The organism is Streptomyces sp. MA5143a, from assembly GCF_900290235.1.
Classification (GTDB): Bacteria; Actinomycetota; Actinomycetes; order Streptomycetales; family Streptomycetaceae; genus Streptomyces.
Map to the genome: position 1 here is coordinate 65,448 of NZ_OLMK01000068.1, position 19,535 is coordinate 84,982.

Annotated in this window: 21 protein-coding genes; 12 read left to right on the top strand and 9 right to left on the bottom strand. The window is 72.6% G+C overall.

The window, feature by feature from the left end:
- The first annotated feature begins 98 nt into the window (after nt 1–98).
- From SMA5143A_RS27520 to SMA5143A_RS27530, 3 genes are read left to right on the top strand one after another with little or no spacing between them, the layout of a single operon-like run.
- On the top strand, nt 99–1,301 hold the full coding sequence (locus tag SMA5143A_RS27520; RefSeq protein WP_181362039.1) for a Gfo/Idh/MocA family protein: 1,203 nt from the start codon (nt 99–101) through the stop codon (nt 1,299–1,301).
- Nucleotides 1,298–2,233 (top strand): PmoA family protein, encoded by a 936-nt coding sequence (locus tag SMA5143A_RS27525; RefSeq protein ID WP_107465515.1) that lies wholly within the window; start codon nt 1,298–1,300, stop codon nt 2,231–2,233. Before SMA5143A_RS27520 ends, SMA5143A_RS27525 begins: the two co-directional genes overlap by 4 nt.
- A complete protein-coding gene (locus SMA5143A_RS27530; RefSeq protein ID WP_375136553.1) occupies nt 2,230–2,940 on the top strand; it encodes a cupin domain-containing protein in 711 nt (236 codons plus the stop codon). Before SMA5143A_RS27525 ends, SMA5143A_RS27530 begins: the two co-directional genes overlap by 4 nt.
- 194 nt (nt 2,941–3,134) lie before the next feature.
- Here the strand turns inward: SMA5143A_RS27530 and SMA5143A_RS27535 are convergent, their stop codons facing one another.
- Nucleotides 3,135–3,581, bottom strand: a complete 447-nt coding sequence (locus SMA5143A_RS27535; RefSeq protein WP_107465517.1) for a DUF1772 domain-containing protein — start codon at nt 3,579–3,581, stop codon at nt 3,135–3,137.
- A gap of 95 nt (nt 3,582–3,676) precedes the next feature.
- On the opposite strand from SMA5143A_RS27535, the gene SMA5143A_RS27540 reads away from it, so the two are divergent.
- Entirely contained in the window at nt 3,677–4,255 is a 579-nt protein-coding gene (locus SMA5143A_RS27540; RefSeq protein ID WP_107465518.1) for a TetR/AcrR family transcriptional regulator, read from the top strand.
- 28 nt (nt 4,256–4,283) lie between these two features.
- Here SMA5143A_RS27540 and SMA5143A_RS27545 read toward each other — a convergent pair whose 3' ends face one another.
- The gene (locus tag SMA5143A_RS27545) at nt 4,284–4,790 is read right to left on the bottom strand and encodes a GNAT family N-acetyltransferase (RefSeq protein ID WP_107465519.1); all 507 of its coding nucleotides are present in this window, start codon (nt 4,788–4,790) and stop codon (nt 4,284–4,286) included.
- 98 nt (nt 4,791–4,888) lie between these two features.
- On the bottom strand, nt 4,889–5,671 hold the full coding sequence (locus SMA5143A_RS27550; RefSeq protein WP_107465520.1) for a TVP38/TMEM64 family protein: 783 nt from the start codon (nt 5,669–5,671) through the stop codon (nt 4,889–4,891).
- 510 nt (nt 5,672–6,181) lie between these two features.
- Between SMA5143A_RS27550 and tuf the strand changes: the two genes are divergently transcribed.
- Complete coding sequence (tuf, locus tag SMA5143A_RS27555) at nt 6,182–7,351, top strand: elongation factor Tu (protein WP_107465521.1); 1,170 nt, start codon at nt 6,182–6,184, stop codon at nt 7,349–7,351.
- Between the two features lie 125 nt (nt 7,352–7,476).
- Nucleotides 7,477–8,322 (top strand): spermidine synthase, encoded by an 846-nt coding sequence (locus SMA5143A_RS27560; protein WP_107465522.1) that lies wholly within the window; start codon nt 7,477–7,479, stop codon nt 8,320–8,322.
- Here the strand turns inward: SMA5143A_RS27560 and SMA5143A_RS27565 are convergent.
- The 3 genes from SMA5143A_RS27565 to SMA5143A_RS27575 all read right to left on the bottom strand — a co-directional run bounded on the left by SMA5143A_RS27565 (nt 8,284) and on the right by SMA5143A_RS27575 (nt 11,852).
- Complete coding sequence (locus SMA5143A_RS27565; RefSeq protein ID WP_107465523.1) at nt 8,284–9,588, bottom strand: MFS transporter; 1,305 nt, start codon at nt 9,586–9,588, stop codon at nt 8,284–8,286. The two genes, SMA5143A_RS27560 and SMA5143A_RS27565, sit on opposite strands and share 39 nt — an antisense overlap.
- Nucleotides 9,589–9,725: 137 nt before the next feature.
- Complete coding sequence (locus SMA5143A_RS27570) at nt 9,726–10,790, bottom strand: hypothetical protein (RefSeq protein WP_107465524.1); 1,065 nt, start codon at nt 10,788–10,790, stop codon at nt 9,726–9,728.
- Nucleotides 10,791–10,850: 60 nt separating this feature from the next.
- Nucleotides 10,851–11,852, bottom strand: a complete 1,002-nt coding sequence (locus SMA5143A_RS27575) for a hypothetical protein (protein ID WP_107465525.1) — start codon at nt 11,850–11,852, stop codon at nt 10,851–10,853.
- 170 nt (nt 11,853–12,022) lie between these two features.
- Here SMA5143A_RS27575 and SMA5143A_RS27580 point away from each other — a divergent pair, with 170 nt between their 5' ends.
- The 3 genes from SMA5143A_RS27580 to SMA5143A_RS27590 all read left to right on the top strand — a co-directional run bounded on the left by SMA5143A_RS27580 (nt 12,023) and on the right by SMA5143A_RS27590 (nt 15,064).
- The gene (locus SMA5143A_RS27580) at nt 12,023–12,475 is read left to right on the top strand and encodes a DUF4442 domain-containing protein (protein WP_181362040.1); all 453 of its coding nucleotides are present in this window, start codon (nt 12,023–12,025) and stop codon (nt 12,473–12,475) included.
- A gap of 305 nt (nt 12,476–12,780) precedes the next feature.
- On the top strand, nt 12,781–14,340 hold the full coding sequence (locus SMA5143A_RS27585; RefSeq protein WP_258193778.1) for a carboxylesterase/lipase family protein: 1,560 nt from the start codon (nt 12,781–12,783) through the stop codon (nt 14,338–14,340).
- A 73-nt stretch (nt 14,341–14,413) separates the two neighbouring features.
- Nucleotides 14,414–15,064, top strand: a complete 651-nt coding sequence (locus SMA5143A_RS27590) for a DedA family protein (protein ID WP_055711925.1) — start codon at nt 14,414–14,416, stop codon at nt 15,062–15,064.
- Nucleotides 15,065–15,209: 145 nt separating this feature from the next.
- Here SMA5143A_RS27590 and SMA5143A_RS27595 read toward each other — a convergent pair whose 3' ends face one another.
- On the bottom strand, nt 15,210–15,752 hold the full coding sequence (locus SMA5143A_RS27595) for a gamma carbonic anhydrase family protein (RefSeq protein WP_107465528.1): 543 nt from the start codon (nt 15,750–15,752) through the stop codon (nt 15,210–15,212).
- A 124-nt stretch (nt 15,753–15,876) separates the two neighbouring features.
- On the opposite strand from SMA5143A_RS27595, the gene SMA5143A_RS27600 reads away from it, so the two are divergent.
- Nucleotides 15,877–16,623 (top strand): acyltransferase, encoded by a 747-nt coding sequence (locus SMA5143A_RS27600; protein ID WP_107465529.1) that lies wholly within the window; start codon nt 15,877–15,879, stop codon nt 16,621–16,623.
- Nucleotides 16,624–16,727: 104 nt separating this feature from the next.
- On the opposite strand, the gene SMA5143A_RS27605 is transcribed toward SMA5143A_RS27600, so the two are convergent.
- Nucleotides 16,728–17,585, bottom strand: a complete 858-nt coding sequence (locus SMA5143A_RS27605) for an EamA family transporter (RefSeq protein ID WP_107465530.1) — start codon at nt 17,583–17,585, stop codon at nt 16,728–16,730.
- A 93-nt stretch (nt 17,586–17,678) separates the two neighbouring features.
- Between SMA5143A_RS27605 and SMA5143A_RS27610 the strand changes: the two genes are divergently transcribed.
- Nucleotides 17,679–18,251 carry a helix-turn-helix domain-containing protein gene (locus SMA5143A_RS27610; protein ID WP_107465531.1) on the top strand — a complete coding sequence of 191 codons (573 nt, stop codon included), beginning with the start codon at nt 17,679–17,681 and terminating at the stop codon, nt 18,249–18,251.
- Nucleotides 18,252–18,293: 42 nt separating this feature from the next.
- Nucleotides 18,294–18,851 carry a YbaK/EbsC family protein gene (locus SMA5143A_RS27615; RefSeq protein WP_107465633.1) on the top strand — a complete coding sequence of 186 codons (558 nt, stop codon included), beginning with the start codon at nt 18,294–18,296 and terminating at the stop codon, nt 18,849–18,851.
- A gap of 79 nt (nt 18,852–18,930) precedes the next feature.
- Here the strand turns inward: SMA5143A_RS27615 and SMA5143A_RS27620 are convergent, their stop codons facing one another.
- Nucleotides 18,931–19,491 (bottom strand): NAD(P)H-dependent oxidoreductase, encoded by a 561-nt coding sequence (locus SMA5143A_RS27620; protein ID WP_099965106.1) that lies wholly within the window; start codon nt 19,489–19,491, stop codon nt 18,931–18,933.
- Between the last annotated feature and the right edge of the window lie 44 nt (nt 19,492–19,535).

Genomic DNA, 19,535 nt, shown 5'->3' on the forward strand with positions numbered 1-19,535 from the left:
GCGCTTGCCGTTGCAAGGGTCACCGTACCGCCGGAGCCCTCGCCACCAGGCGTTGGCCACTGTCCGACGTCCCGTTCGATGGAGTGCTGATCACGTCCATGCCCACACCCAGCAACGATCCGGGCCCGACTCCGGACCAGCCACCGGCCCCCCTGAAGGGCCGCCGAGTCCGCGCCGCCGTCATCGGCATCGGCGCCATCGGCGGCGGCTCCCATCTGCCCGCGCTCGCGCGCCTCGCCGAGGAGGGCGAGACCGAGGTCGTCGCGGCGGTCGACATCGATGCCGAGGCGGTGCGCGCCTTCTGCGCCGAGCACGGCATCCCGCACGGCTACACCGATCTGGACCGCATGCTGGCCGAGCAGCGCCCCGACCTGGTCTGTGTGTGCACCCCGCCCACCCTGCACCGGGACCAGACCGTGGCCGCGCTGCGGGCCGGCGCCTGGGTGTGGTGCGAGAAGCCGCCGGTGCCGACGCTCGCCGACTTCGACGCCGTGGAGGCCGAGGAAGGCGCGGACACCGGCGGGCCCTTCGCCTCCATCGTCTTCCAGCACCGCTTCGGCTCGGGCGCCACGCACGTACGCAAGCTGATCGCCGACCAGGCGGTCGGCCGTCCCCTCGTCGCGCACTGCCAGACCACCTGGTACCGGAACACCGCCTACTACGCCGTGCCCTGGCGCGGCCGCTGGGCGACCGAGGGCGGCGGCCCCGCCATGGGCCACGGCATCCACCAGATGGACCTCCTCCTCGACCTGCTCGGCCCCTGGAGCGAGGTCCGCGCCATGGCCGGGCGCCTGGTCCACGACGTGGAGACCGAGGACGTCTCGACCGCCCTCGTACGCTTCGAGAACGGCGCCCTGGCCACCGTCGTCAACAGCGTCCTCAGCCCCGACGAGGTCAGCCGCATCCGCATCGACTGCGAGCGCGCCACGATCGAACTCACCCACCTGTACGGCCACTCCAACGCCGACTGGTCCATCACCCCCGCCCCCGGCACCCCGGACTCGGACACGGCGGCCTGGCGGGACTTCGGGCCGGACGTGCCCAGCTCCCACCTGGCCCAGCTGCGCGAACTCGTCGCCAGCATGCGCGCCGGTGAGCGGCCCCGCAGCAGCGGCGCCGACGGCCGGACGAGCCTGGAGCTGATCGCCGCGCTCTACAAGTCGGCGTTCACGGACACGACCGTACGGCGTGGTGAGATCGGCCCGGGGGACCCGTACTACACGGCCATGCACGGCGGAGCCCCCGGCTGGGCGCCCGCCCCCGTCCAGCAGCCCGCCACGAGTGAGGAGATCCCCGCATGACCTTCCACGACGGGCTGCGCGTCGTCCACGCCCACGGCGACCGGATCACGGTCACCGAGCCGGCCACCGGCGTCGAGCTGTTCAGCTACGTGTACCGGCCGGAGGCGGCCTGGGAGGCCCCCAAGCCGTATCTGCACCCGGTCCGCACCCTCGCGGGCGACATCGTCACCGACTACCGCCCCAACGACCACCGCTGGCACAAGGGCCTCCAGCTGACGGCCTCGCACCTGTCGGGCCAGAACCTGTGGGGCGGCAACTCCTACGTCCACGGCGAGGGGTACCTGCCGATCCCGGAGCGGGTCGGTTCGATGGCCCACGCCGGTTTCGACGAGGTCGTCTCCGACGGCGACCGGGTGGTGATCGCCGAGCGGCTGACCTGGCACCCGTACGGCGGGGAGCTGTGGGCCGACGAGGAGCGCCGGATCGAGGTGCACGACGTCGACACCGAGGCGGGGTCGTGGGCGCTCACCTGGACCAGCGCGATCACCAACCGGCGGGACGAGCCGCTGCTGTTCGGCAGTCCGACCACCGCGGGGCGTGAGATGGCCGGCTACACCGGCCTGTTCTGGCGTGGCCCGCGCGCCTTCCGCGAGGGGCGGATCACCGGCCCCGACGCCGAGGGGCCGGAGCTGATGGGCGGGCAGGCGCCGTGGCTGGCGTACTCGGGTGAGCACGACGGCACCGACGGGCACGCCACGCTCGTCTTCGTCCACGCCCCCGAGAACGACCACACGGGCGCCGAGGGCGCCCACCCCGCCCACTGGTTCGTCCGCAACGAGCCGTTCGCGGCCGTCGCGCCCTCCTGGGCGTTCTTCGACGAACTGGCGCTCGCCCCCGGCGACACGCTCACCCGCCGCTACCGGGTCGTCGTGGCGGACGGGGCCTGGGAGCGGGAGGAGATCGCCAAGTACCTGGAGGCGCACCCGTGGTGAACGGTTACGAGGGACTGCCCGGCGGCGTGGCCGTCTCACACCTCTCCGTCTACGACTGGCCCGCGACGGACGGGGTGTGCGGCGGAACGCCCCATATGCACCTGACCTGTTCGGAGGGGTACGTCGTCACCGGCGGACGCGGCGCCGTGCAGACCCTGACGGCCTCCGGTTACGAGGTCACGCCCCTGACGCCGGGGACGATCGCCTGGTTCACGCCCGGCACCATCCACCGGCTGGTCAACGAGGACGACCTGCGCATCACCGTCCTGATGCAGAACAGCGGGCTGCCGGAGGCGGGCGACGCCGTACTCACGCTGCCGCCGCGGTACCTGACCGACCCGGAGACGTACGCCGCGGCGACCCGTATCCCGGTGGACGCGCCGGAGGAGGAGCAGGAACGGGTCGCCCGGGCCCGCCGCGACCTCGCCCTGGAGGGCTACCGGGCGCTGCGCGACGCGGACGGGCCCGAGCCGCTCGCCGCGTTCCACCGGGCCGCCGCGGCGTTGGTCCGGCCCCGGCTCGCCGAGTGGCGGGCGCGCTGGGTTCGGGGCGCGCGGGCCGCCGTCGAGGCGACGGGGGAGCAGTTGGACCGGCTGGAGCGCGGGGACGTGACCTACTTGGCCGACGCCGGGGTCCGGGCGCAGGAGCCCTCGGCGTACGGGAAGTTCGGGATGTGCGGGCGGCTGGACGTCTATCAGGGGGACTGAGCGGGGGGCGCCGCCAGGGTGACGGGGCGCCTGCGGGGCGGGGGCGACGGTCACCTGGCGGCTGCGGGTTGTGGTGGCTTGTCGCGCGGTTCCCCGCGCCCCTTCAGGGCGCGGGTGCGAGCCTCTTCAGGGCGCGGGTGCGAGCCTCTTCAGGGCGCGGGTGCGAGCCTCTTGTCGCCGTGGGCCGAGCCGTGTCAGACGAGGGCGGCGGCCAGCAGGGCGAAGGCGGCGATGATGAGGGCGACGCGGCCGTAGTGGTAGCGCTCCCAGCGGTTCATCTGCTCCTTCCAGTCGGCGGGCCGGTTCTCGGGCGTCCACGTCTTGCCCCGGTTGTTGATCGGGACGAGCAGCAGGACCGACATGATCACGCTGAGGAGCAGCAGTACGCCGGCGATGACGACGAGGCCGGTGCCGGGGTCGTGCCGGCCGGCGGCGGCCCAGACCCCGACGAGGGACAGCGAGCTGATGTACCAGACCGGCATCACGGCACCGAGCATCCGGCCCCCGTGGGAGCGGCCGAGCTGACCGCTGTCGCCGGGGAGCGCGTCGAAGATCCGGTTGAGGACGAAGGCGACGGAGAACTCCACCCCCACCATCACGCCGACGGACACGAGGGTGACGACCTGAAGCGCGTTGAGCATGGCGATGCCTCCCGAGATCGATCTAGCATTGCTAGCTGATATGGCAACGCTAATGCTGGCGCCGCTTGATTGTCTAGCGGTGCTAGAATCCCGGCATGTCGGTACAGGAACGCAAGGAACGCGAGCGGGCGGCCCGCGAACGTCTGATCGTGGCGACGGCCCGCGAACTCGCGGAGGAGCAGGGCTGGGACGCGGTCACCACCCGTCGGCTGGCCGAGCGCATCGAGTACAGCCAGCCCGTCCTCTACAGCCACTTCCGGGGCAAGCGGGAAATCATCGGCGCCGTGGCCCTCGAAGGCGCCGCCGAGATGGCCGCGGCGCTGCGGGCCTCGGCCCGCGCCGCTGACGGCCCGCGCGCCCGGGTCGTCGTCCTCGCCCGCGCCTACCTCGACTTCGCCGAGCGCAACCCGGCGGTCTACGACGCCATGTTCCAGCTCGACGGCGGACTGGCGTTCGCGCGGGAGGACACCCCCGCACCGCTGAAGGACGCCTTCGCCGCCCTCCTGGAGACCCTCGCGGAGGTCGCCGGGGACGGCGTCCACCCGGGCGTGTTCACCGAGGTGTTCTGGGCGTCCCTGCACGGGCTGGCGACCCTGACCCGGGCGGGACGGCTGCCGGCGGAGTACGCCGAGGGGAGGCTGGAGCTGCTGGTGGACCGGCTCGCCGTGGTCTGACGCGGGCCGGCGAACGCCCCAGGCGGTGTCACAGCTGTCGGCGCATGCATGCCCGGGGCCACCGGTCCAGGCCGTGCGCCGCTTCCCGTGCCCGGATCGCCCGCAGGCCCGGGGTGAGCCCACTGTCGTCCAGGAGCCGGAACCCGCAGCGCGCGTAGTAGGGGGCGTTCCACGGGACTTCGGTGAACGTGGTCAGCGTCAGGGCGGGTGCCCCCTCGGTCGTGGCGTGGCCGGCCGATTGGTCCAGCAGGGACCGGCCGACGCCCCGGCGCGCGCTGTCCGGGTGCACCGACACCTGTTCGACGTGCAGGCCGCCGTCGACACGGTCGGCGATCAGATAGGCGACCGGGGTGTCGGCGTCGTCGGCCGCGACCCAGGCGAGCCCGGCGTGGAGGTGACGGGCGAGTTCACCGAGCGGGAGTGGCTCGTCGTCGGCGATCTCCGGCATGCCGATGTCCCGGAAGCACTGCCCGGCGGCCCTCTCGATGTCCTGAAGCAGGGGCAGTTCGTCCTGGCGCACCGCACGGATATGCATGAACGCATTGTCCGAGGCGCGAGGGAAAGCGCCACCGAATAAGGCCGGCCCTCGCACCCCGCAGGACGGCCCTCTTGGGCCCGTCCCGTCCGGCGGTGTCAGCGGGCCCGCAGGTGGTGGCGCTTGCGCCAGGCCAGGGCCGTGCCCAGCAGGGCCGGGAGTGCGATGCACGCCATCGCGAGCAGGAACGCCGGGGACGTCGGGGCCGAGGCGCGGGCGCCCGCGACGGCGTAGGCGGCGGTGTTGGGGATGGAGCCGAGGGCGGTGGCCAGCAGGAACGGCAGGTAGCCCATGCGGGAGACGGAGGCGCAGTAGTTCGCCGCCCAGAACGGCACCCCGGGGAAGAGACGGGCCGCCAGCATCGAACGGAAACCGTGACGGCTGAGCTGGCCGTCCGCCGACTTCAGCCAGCGGTGCCGCAACAGCGGCCGCAACGCGTCCTGCCCGAGCATGCGGCCCAGCGCGAACGCGATGCCCGCCCCGAGGACCGTTCCCGCGAGCGCGGAGGCCAGCCCCAGCTGCGAGCCGAAGAGGGCGCCCGCCGCGATGTTGAGGATCGGCCGGGGCACGAACGCCACCGTGCACAGCCCGTACGCCACCGCGAACACCACGGCCGCGGTGCCGCCGCTCAGCTGGGGCGGCCAGCCGTCGGCCAGCAGCCGCTGCGGTTCGAACAGCAGCACGGTCACCACGGCGCCGGCGAGCAGCGCCAGCAGCAGAGAGAACCGCGCCCACGGCGAGAGCAGCGCTCTGCCCCAGCGGGCGGCGCCGTTCGGCGAGACGGCGGGGACGGCTGCGGGTGCGGCGACGGCGAGCTCCGTGGCGGCGGTCCGGGGAAGGACCGAGGCGGTGCCCCCAGAGCGGGTGGTGGCATCGAGCATTCGTCGACGGTAACCGACCGATGTGTGTGTATGCCCTACGGAACGTCTCACCGCGGTCACAGGAACCGGAACGGCAGCCCCCTCGGGCGTCCGCCCCCGGGCGCCCGGCCGGGGACCGTACACCGCGCGGCCTGCGCCTTCGGGAGCACGCGTACCGCCCCTCCCGCGTTCAGCCGGCCCCCGACCTGTGAAGCATCTCTCTTCGGCCCGGTTCCCGAACTCGCCCGCCCGGAAAACCATTCGACGCGGGCCGACGCGTCGGCGAGGATCGACCCATGTTCCGGTACGCCTTCGTTCTCGCAGCGTCCGCGGTAGACGCGGATGCGCCGAAGGCTGCCCTTCTGATCGTCGTGGCCGCCGCAGACGGCGCCCGAGGCTGACCCTTCCCGGAGATTCCGGCGGACCCCGCAGGGGGAGGGTCGGCGAACTCTCGGGGTCCCCGTCCCGGCCACGCCCTCACGGCGCCGGGGCCATCACTCAGTACCGCTGAAGAGGCTTCGAGGTATCGCCATGTCCAAGACCGCTTACGTCCGCACGAAACCGCACCTCAACATCGGCACGATGGGCCACGTCGACCACGGCAAGACCACCCTGACCGCCGCCATCACCAAGGTCCTCGCCGAGCGCGGGGCCGGCACGTTCGTGCCGTTCGACCGCATCGACCGCGCCCCCGAGGAGGCGGCGCGCGGCATCACCATCAACATCGCGCACGTCGAGTACGAGACCGACACCCGGCACTACGCGCACGTCGACATGCCCGGCCACGCCGACTACGTCAAGAACATGGTCACCGGCGCCGCGCAACTCGACGGGGCGATCCTCGTCGTCTCCGCGCTCGACGGGATCATGCCCCAGACCGCCGAGCACGTCCTGCTCGCCCGGCAGGTGGGCGTCAACCACATCGTGGTGGCGCTCAACAAGGCCGACGCGGGGGACGAGGAACTGACGGACCTCGTCGAGCTGGAGGTGCGCGAGTTGCTCACCGCGCACGGCTACGGCGGCGACTCCGTCCCCGTCGTACGGGTCTCCGGGCTGAAGGCCCTCGAAGGGGACCCACGCTGGACGGCGTCCATCGAGGCGCTGCTGGACGCGGTGGACACCTATGTCCCGATGCCCGAGCGCTATCTGGACGCGCCGTTCCTGCTGTCCGTGGAGAACGTCCTGACGATCACCGGGCGGGGGACCGTCGTCACCGGTGCCGTCGAGCGGGGCACCATCCGGGTCGGCGACCGGGTCGAGGTGCTCGGCGCGGACGTCGAGACGGTCGTCACCGGTCTGGAGACCTTCGGCAAGCCCATGGCGGAGGCGCAGGCCGGGGACAACGTGGCGCTGCTGCTGCGCGGGGTGGCGCGGGACACCGTCCGGCGCGGACACGTGGTGGCCGCGCCGGGAAGCGTCGTACCCAGCCGGCACTTCACCGCGCAGGTGTACGTCCTGTCGGCGAAGGAGGGAGGCCGTACGACGCCGGTGTCCAGCGGGTACCGGCCGCAGTTCTACATCCGCACCGCGGACGTGGTCGGTGACGTCGACCTCGGGGTGGCGGCCGTCGCCCGGCCGGGCGACCGGGTCACGATGAGCGTGGAGCTGGGACGGGAGGTTCCGTTGGAGCCCGGTCTCGGGTTCGCGATCCGTGAGGGCGGCCGCACCGTGGGCGCGGGGACCGTCACGGCCGTCCGGTAGGCAGACAGAGCAAGGAGCGTGGGGGACCGCGGGTCGTCGTGGCCGGTGGCGCGGTTCCCCACCTCCCTTTCCGGGGGCGCTCCGACGGTCCCTCGGCCGGGTCCCCGCCCGGCAGAATGGGTCCCGTGAACGAAGCCATACCCGTCTCCCGTGCCATCGACCGGGGCACCGCCAAGCTCATGCCCGACGTCGACCGGGAGCGGGCCTGGCTGCTGACGGTGGACGGGGCCCCGCAGTCGTACGTCGACCTGGACGAGCCCACGCACCTGGAGTTCGAGTACGCGCGGCGGCTCGGGCACGCGCTGGACACCGTGGCGGAGCCGGGGCGGCCGCTCGACGTGCTGCACCTCGGCGGAGGCGCGCTCACCCTGCCCCGCTACGTGGCCGCCACCCGCCCGGGGTCCCGGCAGGACGTCGTCGAGTACGACCGGGGGCTGCTGGACCTCGTCGTGGAGCAGCTGCCGCTGCCCGCGGACGCCGGGGTCGCGCTGCACGACGCCGACGCCAGGAAATGGCTCGAAGGCGCTCCCGCCGACTCCGCCGACGTCATCGTCGCGGACGTCTTCGGCGGCTCGCGCGTGCCCGCGCATCTGACGACCGCGGGGTACGCGCGGGCCGCCGCACGGGTCCTGCGGGCGGACGGCGTCTACCTCGCGAACCTCGCCGACGCCGCGCCCTTCGCGTTCCTGCGATCCCAACTGGCGACGCTGGGCACGGTGTTCGAGGAGCTGGTGCTGATCGCCGAACCGGGGGTGCTGCGCGGCCGGAGGTTCGGCAACGCCGTGCTGCTCGCCTCCCACCGGCCGCTCGACGTCGCCGTCCTCGCCCGGCGCACCGCCGGTGACACCTTCCCCGCGCGGGTCGAGCACGGGGCGGCGCTCAGCGCCTTCATCGGCGGTGCCGCGCCCGTCGGCGAGGAGGACGCGGTGCCGTCACCCGAGCCGCCCGACGGCGCCTTCGGCATCGGCTGAGCCGGTCTCGGCGCCCGGCCGGCTCATGGCGACGGGCTCGGCGCGCCGCAGGGTCAACGTCCGCACGTCCCGGACGCACAGCACCGCCGCCGTGGCCGCGACGCACAGCCCCGCACAGCCCCACAGGGCCGCCGGACGGCCGAAGGCGCTCTCCGCGGGCCCGGCGAGCGCGGCGGCCAGCGGCACCATCGAGACCGAGCCGAACCAGTCGTACGCCGAGACGCGCGACAGCTTCTCCTCGGGGATCTCCTGGTGCAGCGCCGTCATCCAGGAGACGCCGAACACCTCGATCGACATGCCGCCGACGAACATCGTCACGCACAGCACGGCGACCGGCGCGGGCACGGCGAGCGCCGCGGACGGCAGGGCGAACGGGAAGACGCACAGCACCCCCACGAGGAGCAGCCGGCGCGGTTTCCAGCGGGTCATCAGCAGCGCCCCGACGGCGTTGCCGGCCCCGAACAGGGCCAGCGCCAGGCCCCAGGGGCCCGCACCGCCCAGATGGTCACGGGCCACCTGGGGGCCGTAGACCGCGTCGGCGGCGACGATGACCGCGTTGACGAGGGAGAACTGCACGACGATCGCCCACAGCCAGGGCCGGCCGGTGAACTCCCGCCAGCCGTCGCGGAGATCGGCGAGCATGCCGTGGCCCGGCTCGCGGTCCGGTATGTGGCTCACGTCGAGGAAGGCGCGCATGGCCCCGGCGATCGCGAACGCGGCCGCGTCGACGGCGAGCACCCAGCCGGGGCCGATCACCGCGACGAGCGCACCCCCGACGGCCGCGCCGGTCATGGTCGCGCCCTGCGAGGCGAACCGGAACAACGCGAAGGCCCGCCCCGCCTGCTCGGCGGTGACCGACGACAGCAGCATGCCCTCGGCCGCCGGGTTGAAGAACGCCTGTCCGGTGCCGCCGAGGGCGGACAACAGCATCATCTGCCACAGCCGTGCCTCCCCGGTGAGCACGAGCACCGCGAAGACGGCCTGGGACAGACAGTTGAGGGTGTTCGCGGCGACCATCACCCGGTGCCGGGGCAGCCGGTCCGCGACCGCGCCGCCGATCAGCAGGAACAGCACCAGCGGCAGGGTGCGTGCCGCCGCGACCAGACCCACGTCCCCGCCGTCGCCGCCGGACTCCAGGACCGCGAACGCGGCCGCGATGAGAGCGCCGTGGCTGCCCAGGTTGGTGACGACCGCGGCGGCCGTCAGCATCGTGTAGTTGCGGCCGGCCCAGGCGGGCCGGAGGCGGAAGGCGGCGGGAGTGGTCACCGGCCGACTATCGCCGCCCCCGGCAGTGCTTGCCAAACCGTTTCCGCGTGGCGTCCGGCCAGATCAGGCCACGGAGACGGGGCGGCTCGGCCGCCTCGGGGGCCGGCACCCGCCGGCCCCCGTACCCGGTGTCGCGCTCAGCCGCCCGTGGGCTCGCCGTACAGCCGTACCGTGCTGAGGATCTTCTGCACCGTCGCGTCCGGCACCTCGTCGTCGACGCCCTTGGCGCCGTGGAACGTCCAGGAGACGTAGTCGTCCTTGGAGTTCTTGAAGGCGAACGTGGTCGCCTTGCCGTCGGTGTCGCACTTGCCCTTCTTGGGGACACCGGTCGAGGAGGTGGTCGCGACACTGCCCTCCAGGCCCGACGCCGTCGTGTACGGCTGCGGTTTGCCGACCTTCATCAGCTTCTTCGAGGAGTCCTTCTGGTCGGTGTACCCGCCGAACACCCACCACGCCGAGTCGTTGCGGGCGATGTCGTCGGTGTTCTTCGCACCCTGCTGCCCCTTGGTGCCGACGGCGGCGAGGGACGTCTCCTCCTTGTAGCCGTCCTTGTTGGCGTCGGAGACACACCACTTCTCCTTGAGGATGGCGGGTGCCGACATGCCGATGATGACGGAGGTGTCGTCCTTCGAGTTGTCGTCGAAGCCGATGAACGTGCCGGGCGTCTTGACGTCCCAGTCCGGGGGCACGTCGAAGGCCGTGCCCCACTTCGGGTTGACGACGACCTTCCAGCCCTCGACCGTCGGCTTCGCGCCGGCGTCCTCACCGCGCGGGTTGTCCTGGCTCTCCGAGGCGGTCGGCGTGGGCGAGACCGACTGCTTGGGGTCGTCCTTCGCCTCGGTCTTGCCGTCCTCGTCGCCGCCGAGGACCAGGAACCCGGTCACACCGGCGGCGACGACGACCGCCGTGGCCGCCACGATCGCGATGAGCTTGGTCCGGTTGCCGCCGCCTCCGCCCGGCGGTTCCGGCGCGCCCACCGGGGACGGGGCACCCCACTGGGGCTGCTGCCCGTACTGCGGTTGCTGACCCGTCGACTGGTACCCGGGCTGCTGATAGGGGTTCGGCTGTTGGTACCCGGGCTGGGGGTACGCCGGCTGTTGATGCCCCGTCTGTCCCGGCTGGCCGTACCCGGGTTGCTGGTACGGGTTCGGTTGCTGCGGGTTCTGCTCGCCCCCGGGCGGCTGCTGCTGTCCTGGCCACATGGCTCGTAACCATAGATGTGCCGGAGGCGGGGGTGCCACGGAGCCCCCGCCCCACGGTCGTCAGCCGCCCGTCGGTTCGCCGTACAGCCGGACCGTGCTCAGGATCTTCTCGATGGTCGTGTCCGGGAGTTCGTCGTCGACCCCGGTGGCACCGAACAGGCTCCACGCCACATAGTCGCCCGCGGAGTTCTTGAACCCGAAGGTGACGGCCTTGCCGTCGCTGGCGCACTTGCCCTTCTGCGGCGTGTTCTTGGAGCGGGCCCAGGCGACACTGCCCTCCACCCCGGAGGCCGTCGTGTACGGCCGCGCCTTCTTGTCGACGGTGAGGCTCTTGCGGTCGGGCTGCGTGTAGCCGCCGTACACGTACCAGGGCACCTGGTTGAGGGCGACCTCGTCGGTGTCCTTGGCGCCGTTCGCGCCCTTGGTGCCCGCGCCGGCGAGTTCGGTGTGGTCCTCGCGGCCGTCCTTGTCGTCGTCCGAGGTGCACCACTCGGACTTGAGGAACGCCGGTGCCGACATGGTGATGAGGGGCGGGTCCCCGACATCGCCCTTGGCGTCCTCGAAGCCGGTGACGGTGGTCGGCGACGTGACCTCCCAGTCAGCCGGGACGTCGAAGGCCGTGCCCCACTTGGGGTTGACGACGACCTTCCAGCCCTCGACGGTCGGCTCGGGGCCGTCCGCGCCGCGGTCGTCGTCGGCCGAGGCGGAGGGGCTCGGGTCCTGGGAGGCGCTCGCCGAGGCCTTCCCGCCCTTGCCGCCGTCCTTCGCCTCCTCGTCGTTGTCGCCGCCGAGGACGAGGAACCCGGTCACCCCGGCGGCCACGACCACGGCCGCGGCCGTCACCACGGCGATGAGCCTGGTCCGGTCGCCGCTCTTGCCGGGCGGCTCCGGCGCGCCCGACGGCGCGGGCGTGCCCCACTGCTGCCCGTACGGTCCCTGCGTGGCCGACTGCTGGTAGCCGGGCTGCTGATAGGGATTCGGCTGCTGGTACCCCGGCTGCTGGTACGGGTTCTGCTGCGGATTCTGCTCGCCCCCGGGCGGCTGCTGCTGTCCTGGCCACATGTCCGGCAACAGTAGTGAGCCCGTGCCACGGTTCCGTCACCGTGCGCCCCCAGGCATGTACTGGTCAGGTGGAGAGTTGGTGAGGGATCGGGGCGAGGCCGGGTTCTGTTGCGCTGACCACACCGTGGCACCCCTGGTCAGAGCTTCCTACTCGTGGGTAACATCGCGGCATGAGCGCAGACCAGATGTCGATCGGCGAGATGCTCGCCGCCACGGTGCCGATGGCCAGGACACTGAACCTGGAGTTCCTGGAGACCACGCCCGAGAAGGCCGTGGTGGCGCTGCCGGACCGGAGCGACTTCCACAACCACGTCGGCGGGCCGCACGCCGGTGCGATGTTCACGCTGGGCGAGTCGGCGAGCGGGGCGATCGTCCTCGCCGCCTTCGGTGACCAGCTCTCGCGTGCCGTGCCCCTCGCGGTGCGTGCCGAGATCGCGTACAAGAAGCTCGCCATGGGCGAGGTCACGGCCACCGCAACCCTCGGCCGTCCCGCCGCCGAGGTCGTCGCCGAGCTCGACGCCGGCGAACGCCCCGAGTTCCCCGTCTCCGTCGCCATCCGGCGCGCGGACGGCGCCGTCACCGGCGAGATGACCGTCGTCTGGACCCTGCGCCCCAACGGCTGACCCGGCCCGCTCCCGTCACCCTCGCCGTCCGCCGTCCCGGCCGACCGGCGAGGGCTCCTTCGCGCAGCGCATTGACACGAGTCACTGACGGCCCTAGGTTCCCCGCCGACACGCGCACACGAGGTCCACCACGACGCCTGCACGAAGGAGTGAGGCTCATGCACGACACCGTGTCCCGGAGTTCCGCCCGCTTAGAGCTCCGAACAAAAGGGGAGCCCGGCTCGCGACGCCTGGTACGCACGCTCGCCAGACGCCGCGAGCTGATCGGACTCCCCTTTTGTTCGGAGCTCTTATGGCGGCTGGCGGTGGGAGCGACCGCCCTCGCCGCCACCCTCCTGGCGCCCGCCCCGGCCCAGGCCGCGACCCCTGGAGAACCGGCCCTCGTCCGTACCGACGCCGGCTGGGTACGCGGGCAGACCACGGCCGAGGGGCGGCAGTTCCTCGGCATCCCCTACGCCCGGCAGCCCGTCGGCGACCTCCGCTGGACCGAGCCCCGGCCGGTACCCCCCTGGCAGGGGGTGCGCGAGGCCGGCGCGTTCGGCAACAGATGCGCCCAGACGGCAAGTTGGGACCCCGGCTACGAACGGCCCAGCCACACCGAGGACTGCCTGTCCCTCAACGTGTACACCCCGCAGGGCACCACCCGCCGCCCGGTCATGGTCTGGCTGCACGGCGGCGGCCTCACCGCCGGCGCCGGCGAGGACGTCGTGCCGGACGCCTTCGCACGGCGTACCGGCACGGTCGTCGTGACCGTCAACTACCGCCTCGGCGCCCTGGGCTTCCTCGCCACCGACGACCTCGACAAGGAGGCGAGCGACGGCGTCTCCGGCAACTTCGGCCTGCTCGACCAGCAGGCCGCGCTGCGCTGGGTGCGGGCCAACATCGGCCGCTTCGGCGGCGATCCGGGGCGCGTCACCATCGCGGGTGAGTCCGCGGGCGGCCGCTCCGTCTGCACCCAGCTGGCCTCACCCACCTCCCGGGGCCTGTTCCGCGCCGGCATCGTGCAGAGCGGCGCGTACGGCGACTGCGCGGCCCGCACACACCAGTCGGCGGTGGCCCAGGGCAGGACCTTCCTGACCCGACTCGGCTGCGCGGACACGGCGTGCCTGCGCGGGAAGACCGCCGCCGAGATCCTCGCCGCCCAGGCCGGCCTGAACTGGGGGCCCGTCGCCGGCGGGGCCTTCCTGCCCGTCCAGCCCTTCGAGGCGTTCCGGACCGGGGCGGCCGCCCGGGTGCCCGTCCTCAACGGCGCCAACCAGGACGAGGGCCGCCTGTTCGCCTTCGGCCGCTTCGACGCCGCCGGGACCCCGCTCACCGCGGAGCAGTACCCGACCGTCATGCGGGCCGCCTACGGCGAGCGCGTCCTCGCCCGCTACCCGCTCACGAACCACCCCTCGCCGACCATCGCGTACGGCACCGCCCAGGGCGACCAGGGCTTCGCCTGCCCCGCGCTGCGACTGAACGAGGTCCTCGCCGGGCGCGGTCCGGTCTACGCGTACGAGTTCGCCGACCGGACCTCCCCGCCCTTCGCCTCACTGCGCAACCTGGGCACCGACTTCGACTTCGGCGCGACCCACGTCAACGAGGTGCAGTACCTCTTCCGGCACTTCGGTCTGGACAGCCCGCTGGACGCCGGGCAGCAGGCCCTGGCGCGCCAGATGACCGACTACTGGGGCTCCTTCGTCCGCGACGGGGTGCCGAGGGCCGCCGGTCAGCCCGCCGTCCCGGCCGGCGGCGACCGGGTGCTGACCCTCAGGGCCGCCGCGCAGGGCGGAAACGGGCTCAGCCGGACCGTGCACGGGGAGCACGCGTGCGACCTGTGGGACAACCTGCCGGGCTCCGCCGCCGTCACAGTAAGCAGGTAGGCTGCCCCGGCGCGCGCTCCACCACGAGAGCGCGCCGCGGGTCCGAGAACCGGACGCATGGGAGGAAGCGGCTTTGCACGTCCAGGAGTGGCTCGAAACGGTGCCACCGCTCAGCATCTATCTGCTGGTGGGGCTGGTCATCGGTCTGGAGAGCCTGGGCATCCCCCTGCCGGGCGAGATCATCCTGGTCTCCTCCGCGCTGCTCGCGTCCCAGCACGGCGAGATCAACCCGGTCGTCCTCGGCGCCTGCGCCACGGCCGGCGCGATCATCGGCGATTCGATCGGCTACGCCATCGGCCGCAAGGGCGGGCGTCCGCTGCTGGCCAAGCTCGGCCGGAGATTCCCCAAGCACTTCAGCGAGAGCAATATCGCGGTCGCCGAGCGGTCCTTCGACCGCTGGGGCATGTGGGCCGTCTTCTTCGGCCGCTTCATCGCCCTGCTGCGGATCTTCGCCGGACCCCTCGCCGGTGTCCTGCAGATGCCGTACTGGCGCTTCCTCACCGCCAACGTGCTCGGCGGCATCCTCTGGGCCGGTGGCACCACCGCCGTCATCTACTACGTCGGCGTGGTGGCCGAGGCGTGGCTCAAGCGCTTCTCGTGGCTGGGCCTGGTGCTGGCCGTGCTGATCGGTGTGACCTCGATGCTGGTGATCAAGCGCAAGGCGAAGAAGGCGGCGGAGAAGGCCGAGGCCGGCGAGACGGAACTGGTCCCCGCCGCGGACTGACCCCCTGGGCCCGAGGGAGCAGGGGCAGAGCACGGGCAGATGCGCGAGCTGTGCCTTCGGGCAGGGGCAGAGCAAGGTCGGACACGCGGGCCGTTCCGACAGGCAGGGGCCGCGCCACCGGTCGGTGGCGCGGCCCTTCGCCGTCTCAGGCGCCGTACTCCTCCTGTGCGGCCCGGTGGGCCCGCGCCAGCTCCGTGTAGTGCGTGCCGTTCAGCGTGACGCCCTCGCGCTCCTCCTCGGTGAGGGGGCGCTTGACCTTCGCCGGCACCCCCGCGACCAGCGAACCGGGCGGCACCCGCATCCCCTGCGGCACCAGCGCCTGCGCCGCGACGAGGGAGCCCGCTCCGATCACCGCGCCGTTCAGCACGGTGGCACCCATCCCGATCAGGCAGTCGTCCTCGATGGTCGCCCCGTGCACCACGGCGTTGTGCCCGATCGAGACGCGCTCGCCGATCGAGATCGGGAAACCGATGTCGACATGGAGCGTGCAGTTGTCCTGCACATTGCTCCCGGCCCCCACCACGATCGGCTCGAACTCGGCCCGCAGCACCGCGCCGTACCAGACGCTGGACCCCGGGTGCAGCGTGACGTCGCCGATCACCGCCGCCGTGGGGGAGACGAACGCGGCGTCCTCCACGTCCGGCTTCTTGCCGCCGAACACCGTGATCAGGGCCCGCTGCCGATTCATTGCCGCCTCCTGGTGATGGATCAGTCTCCCTCCGCACCGTAAGCCATGGGCACGGCGTCGCGTGGGGTGAAGATCACAGCCGAACGACACGGTCCGGAAGCCGACCGGTGAGTACGGTGAGCGGGTGCCCAGAAGCAGGAACACGTTCTCGTCATGGCGGCGTCGCGCGGTGCAGCGCGCCGTCCACGCGGGCTGGGAGTGGGTGCGGCGCACGGGGGCGGTGACGGCCGAGCACCCCGGCCGCCTCCGGTTCGGCGCGATGGGAACCGGTACCAGACTGGCCTTCCCGCTCGGCACGGTCTTCGGGGAGCCGTGGATCCATCTGGGCTCCCACTGCATCATCGGCGAACAGGTCACGCTGACCGCCGGACTGATGCCCGACCTCGACCTCGGCGCGGAGCCCATCCTGCGCATCGGTGACGGCGTCGTCCTCGGCCGGGGCAGCCATGTCATCGCCGACACCAGCGTGACCATCGGCAGCGACTGCTACTTCGGGCCGTATGTGTACGTGACGTCCACGAACCACTCGTACGACGACCCGCACGAGCCGATCGGCAGGCAGTGGCCGCGGATGGACCCCGTGTCCATCGGGCCCGGCTGCTGGATCGGCACCGGCGCGGTGATCCTGCCGGGGGCGCGCATAGGGCGCAACGTGGTGGTGGCCGCCGGAGCGGTCGTCCGGGGCGAGGTTCCGGACCGCTCGGTGGTGGCGGGGGCGCCCGCGAAGGTCGTACGGCGGTGGGACCCGGTGGAGGGCTGGCAGCCGCCGATCCGGACGCCCGCGCCCGTGCCGATCCCTGACGGGGTCACGCCGGAGCAGTTGCTGGCGTTGGCCGAGTGGGAGGCGGAAGAGGCCGGGGAGTCCGCCTGAGGGGTCGTTCCTTTCGGGTGCGTCGGCGGCTGCGGGTTCGTCGTGGCTGGTCGCGCAGTTCCCCGCGCCCCTGAGCGGCGGTGTTGGGCTCGGTGGTGGGATTCTCAGCCTGTTGCCAGGAGGAGGGTGCCTGCCAGGGCCAGGCCCGCGCCGGCCGCCTGGATGGGGCGCAGGCGTTCACCGAGCAGGAAGCGGGCGGCCAGCGCGGTGATCACGGGGTACAGCGAGGCGAGGACGGCGGCGACGGTCACCGGGCCGTACTGGGCGGCCAGGGAGTAGGTGCCGTTGGCGGCCACGTCCGCGAGGCCGACGAAGGCGAACGCCGGGAGCGAGCCGTACGGGAAGCCCTCGGGCGGGAGGGCCGGGGTACCGCGCCGCACCGAGACACAGAGGGCGGCGCCGCCCGTGACGGCGTTGGTGACGCGCTGGACGAACAGGGCCAGGAACAGGCCGGTGAGCGTCGTCGACGCCTCCGCGATCAGGGCCATCACCGCGCCGAAGCCGAAGGCCGCGACCAGGGTGAGGAGGATGGCCTGCCGCTGGACGGGGGCGCCCTTGATCTGCGGGCCGCCCGCGAGCGCGACGCCCACGATCGCCACCAGGATGCCGGCGATCCGCGGCAGGCCGGGGCGCTCCCCGAGGAAGAGTCCGATACCCACGGGGACGGCCACGCTCAGCGAGCCGAGCGGGGAGACGACGCCCATGGGGCCGAGGGCGAGCGCCTTGTAGAAGGCGAGCATGGCGACCGGGCCCACCACGCCGGCGGCCACGGCGAACCACAGCCGGGGGCCCGCCTCGCTCCAGCCGCCGGTCGCGACGACGATCGCGCCCAGCACGACGGCGGCGATCGTCTGGGAGACGACGACCACGGTGAGCGCCGGGACGCGCCTGCTCAGCAGTCCGCCGCCGAAGTCGGCCAGGCCCCACAGCAGGCTGGTGGCCAGGGCGAAGAGTGCGGTCATCGGGCAGCCTCGCAGTACAGTTCGGTGAACGAAGAGTGCACTCCACCGTAGTTCATTGAACTGAACTCTGCCATTCAAAATATTGGACGGAATGTGTCGGACCTCGACCTGCTGACCCAGTCCCTGGCGCGGAACGTCAAACGCTGGCGCACGGAACGCGGCTTCACCCTGGACGCCCTCGCCGCCCGTGCCGGAGTCAGCCGCGGCATGCTCATCCAGATCGAGCAGGCCCGCACCAACCCCAGCATCGGCACCGTCGTCAAGATCGGCGACGCTCTCGGCATCAGCATCACCACCCTGCTCGACTACGAGCAGGGCCCCCGGGTCCGCATCGTCCCGGCCGAGCAGGTGGTCCGGCTGTGGCACACCGACGCGGGCAGCTACAGCAGGCTCCTCGCCGGTACGGAGGCGCCCGGTCCGCTGGAGATGTGGGACTGGCGGCTGATGCCGGGCGAGGGCAGCGGATCCGATCCGCACCCGACCGGCACCGTCGAGATCGCGCATGTCACCGCAGGCGAGCTGACGCTCACCGTCGAGGGCGCGGAGTACCGCGTCCCGGCCGGCGCGAGCGTCACCTTCGAAGCCAACGCCACGCACCGGTACGCCAACGAGGGTGACGTCCCGACCGAGATGGTGCTGACGGTCTCGGTGCCGCCCGTCCAGTGAGACGTCGACTTCGCCTCGCGGTGCTTTGTTAGCGTGCCGCTCATGCGCGCACCCATCGGAGACTTCGACCACGCCACCCCCGCCCCCGCATGCCTCGACCGGCTCGTCGGGCCGGTCGCGGACGCCGTACGCCACTGGGGCGGCGCCGTGCCCGCCGAGCAGATCCTTTACGTCGAGACGGACCCGCTGTGGGCCGACACCGCCGTGTTCGTCGAGCACTACGGGCGGGACCTGCTGGAGCGGTCCGCGAACTGCGTGGTCGTCGCGGGCAAGCGGGGTGGCGAGTCGAGCCTCGCCGCCTGCGTGGTGCTGTCCACGACCCGCGTCGACGTCAACGGCGTGGTCCGGCGGCAGTTGGGCGCCCGCAAGGCGTCGTTCGCGCCGATGGACACGGCCACGGGGGAGACGGGCATGGAGTACGGCGGCATCACGCCGGTAGGGCTGCCGGCGGGGTGGCCGGTCCTGGTGGACTCCGCCGTGGTCGACCTGCCGTACGTCCTGGTCGGCAGCGGCCGGCGGCGCGGCAAGCTGCTGGTGCCGGGCAAGGCGTTCGCGGAACTGCCCGGCGCGGTCGTCCTGGAGGGGCTGGGCATCGCCTGACGGGTGCGGGTTCGGGAACGGCGGAGCCGGGCCCCGGGCCTCTTGGCCCGGAACCCGGCGGCGTACGGTCGTGCGCGACTCAGGCGGCCGCGGCGCCCGCCTGGGAGGTGAGCTGCTCGATCACGGCGGTGAGGCCGGTGACGACCTCGGCGTCGTCGGCCGGGTGGGTCTCGGCGAAGCGGACGACCGAGCCGGGGATGGAGAGCTTGGCGTCCTCCAGGACCGTGGCGCCGGCGATGCCGACGGCCTTGCGGGTCTCGTCCTGCGCCCACACGCCGCCGAACTGGCCGAAGGCGGTGCCGACCACGGCGACCGGCTTGCCCGTGAAGGAACCGGCGCCGTAGGGGCGGGACAGCCAGTCGATGGCGTTCTTCAGGACGGCCGGGATGGTGCCGTTGTACTCGGGGGAGAAGAGCAGGAAGCCGTCCGCCTGGCCGGCCGCCTCACGCAGACGCGCGGCGGTGGCCGGGAGGGCTTCCTCGGTGTCGATGTCCTCGTTGTAGAACGGCACGTCGGCCAGGCCCTCGTACAGCTCGATCTCGACGCCTTCGGGGGCGTGCTTCACGGCCGCCTCGGCGAGCTGACGGTTGTGCGAACCGGCGCGAAGGCTGCCGACGAGCGCGAGGATGCGTACGGACATGAGCTGACTCCTAGCAAGGGTGGAAGCGGAAGGCCGGAACCGAG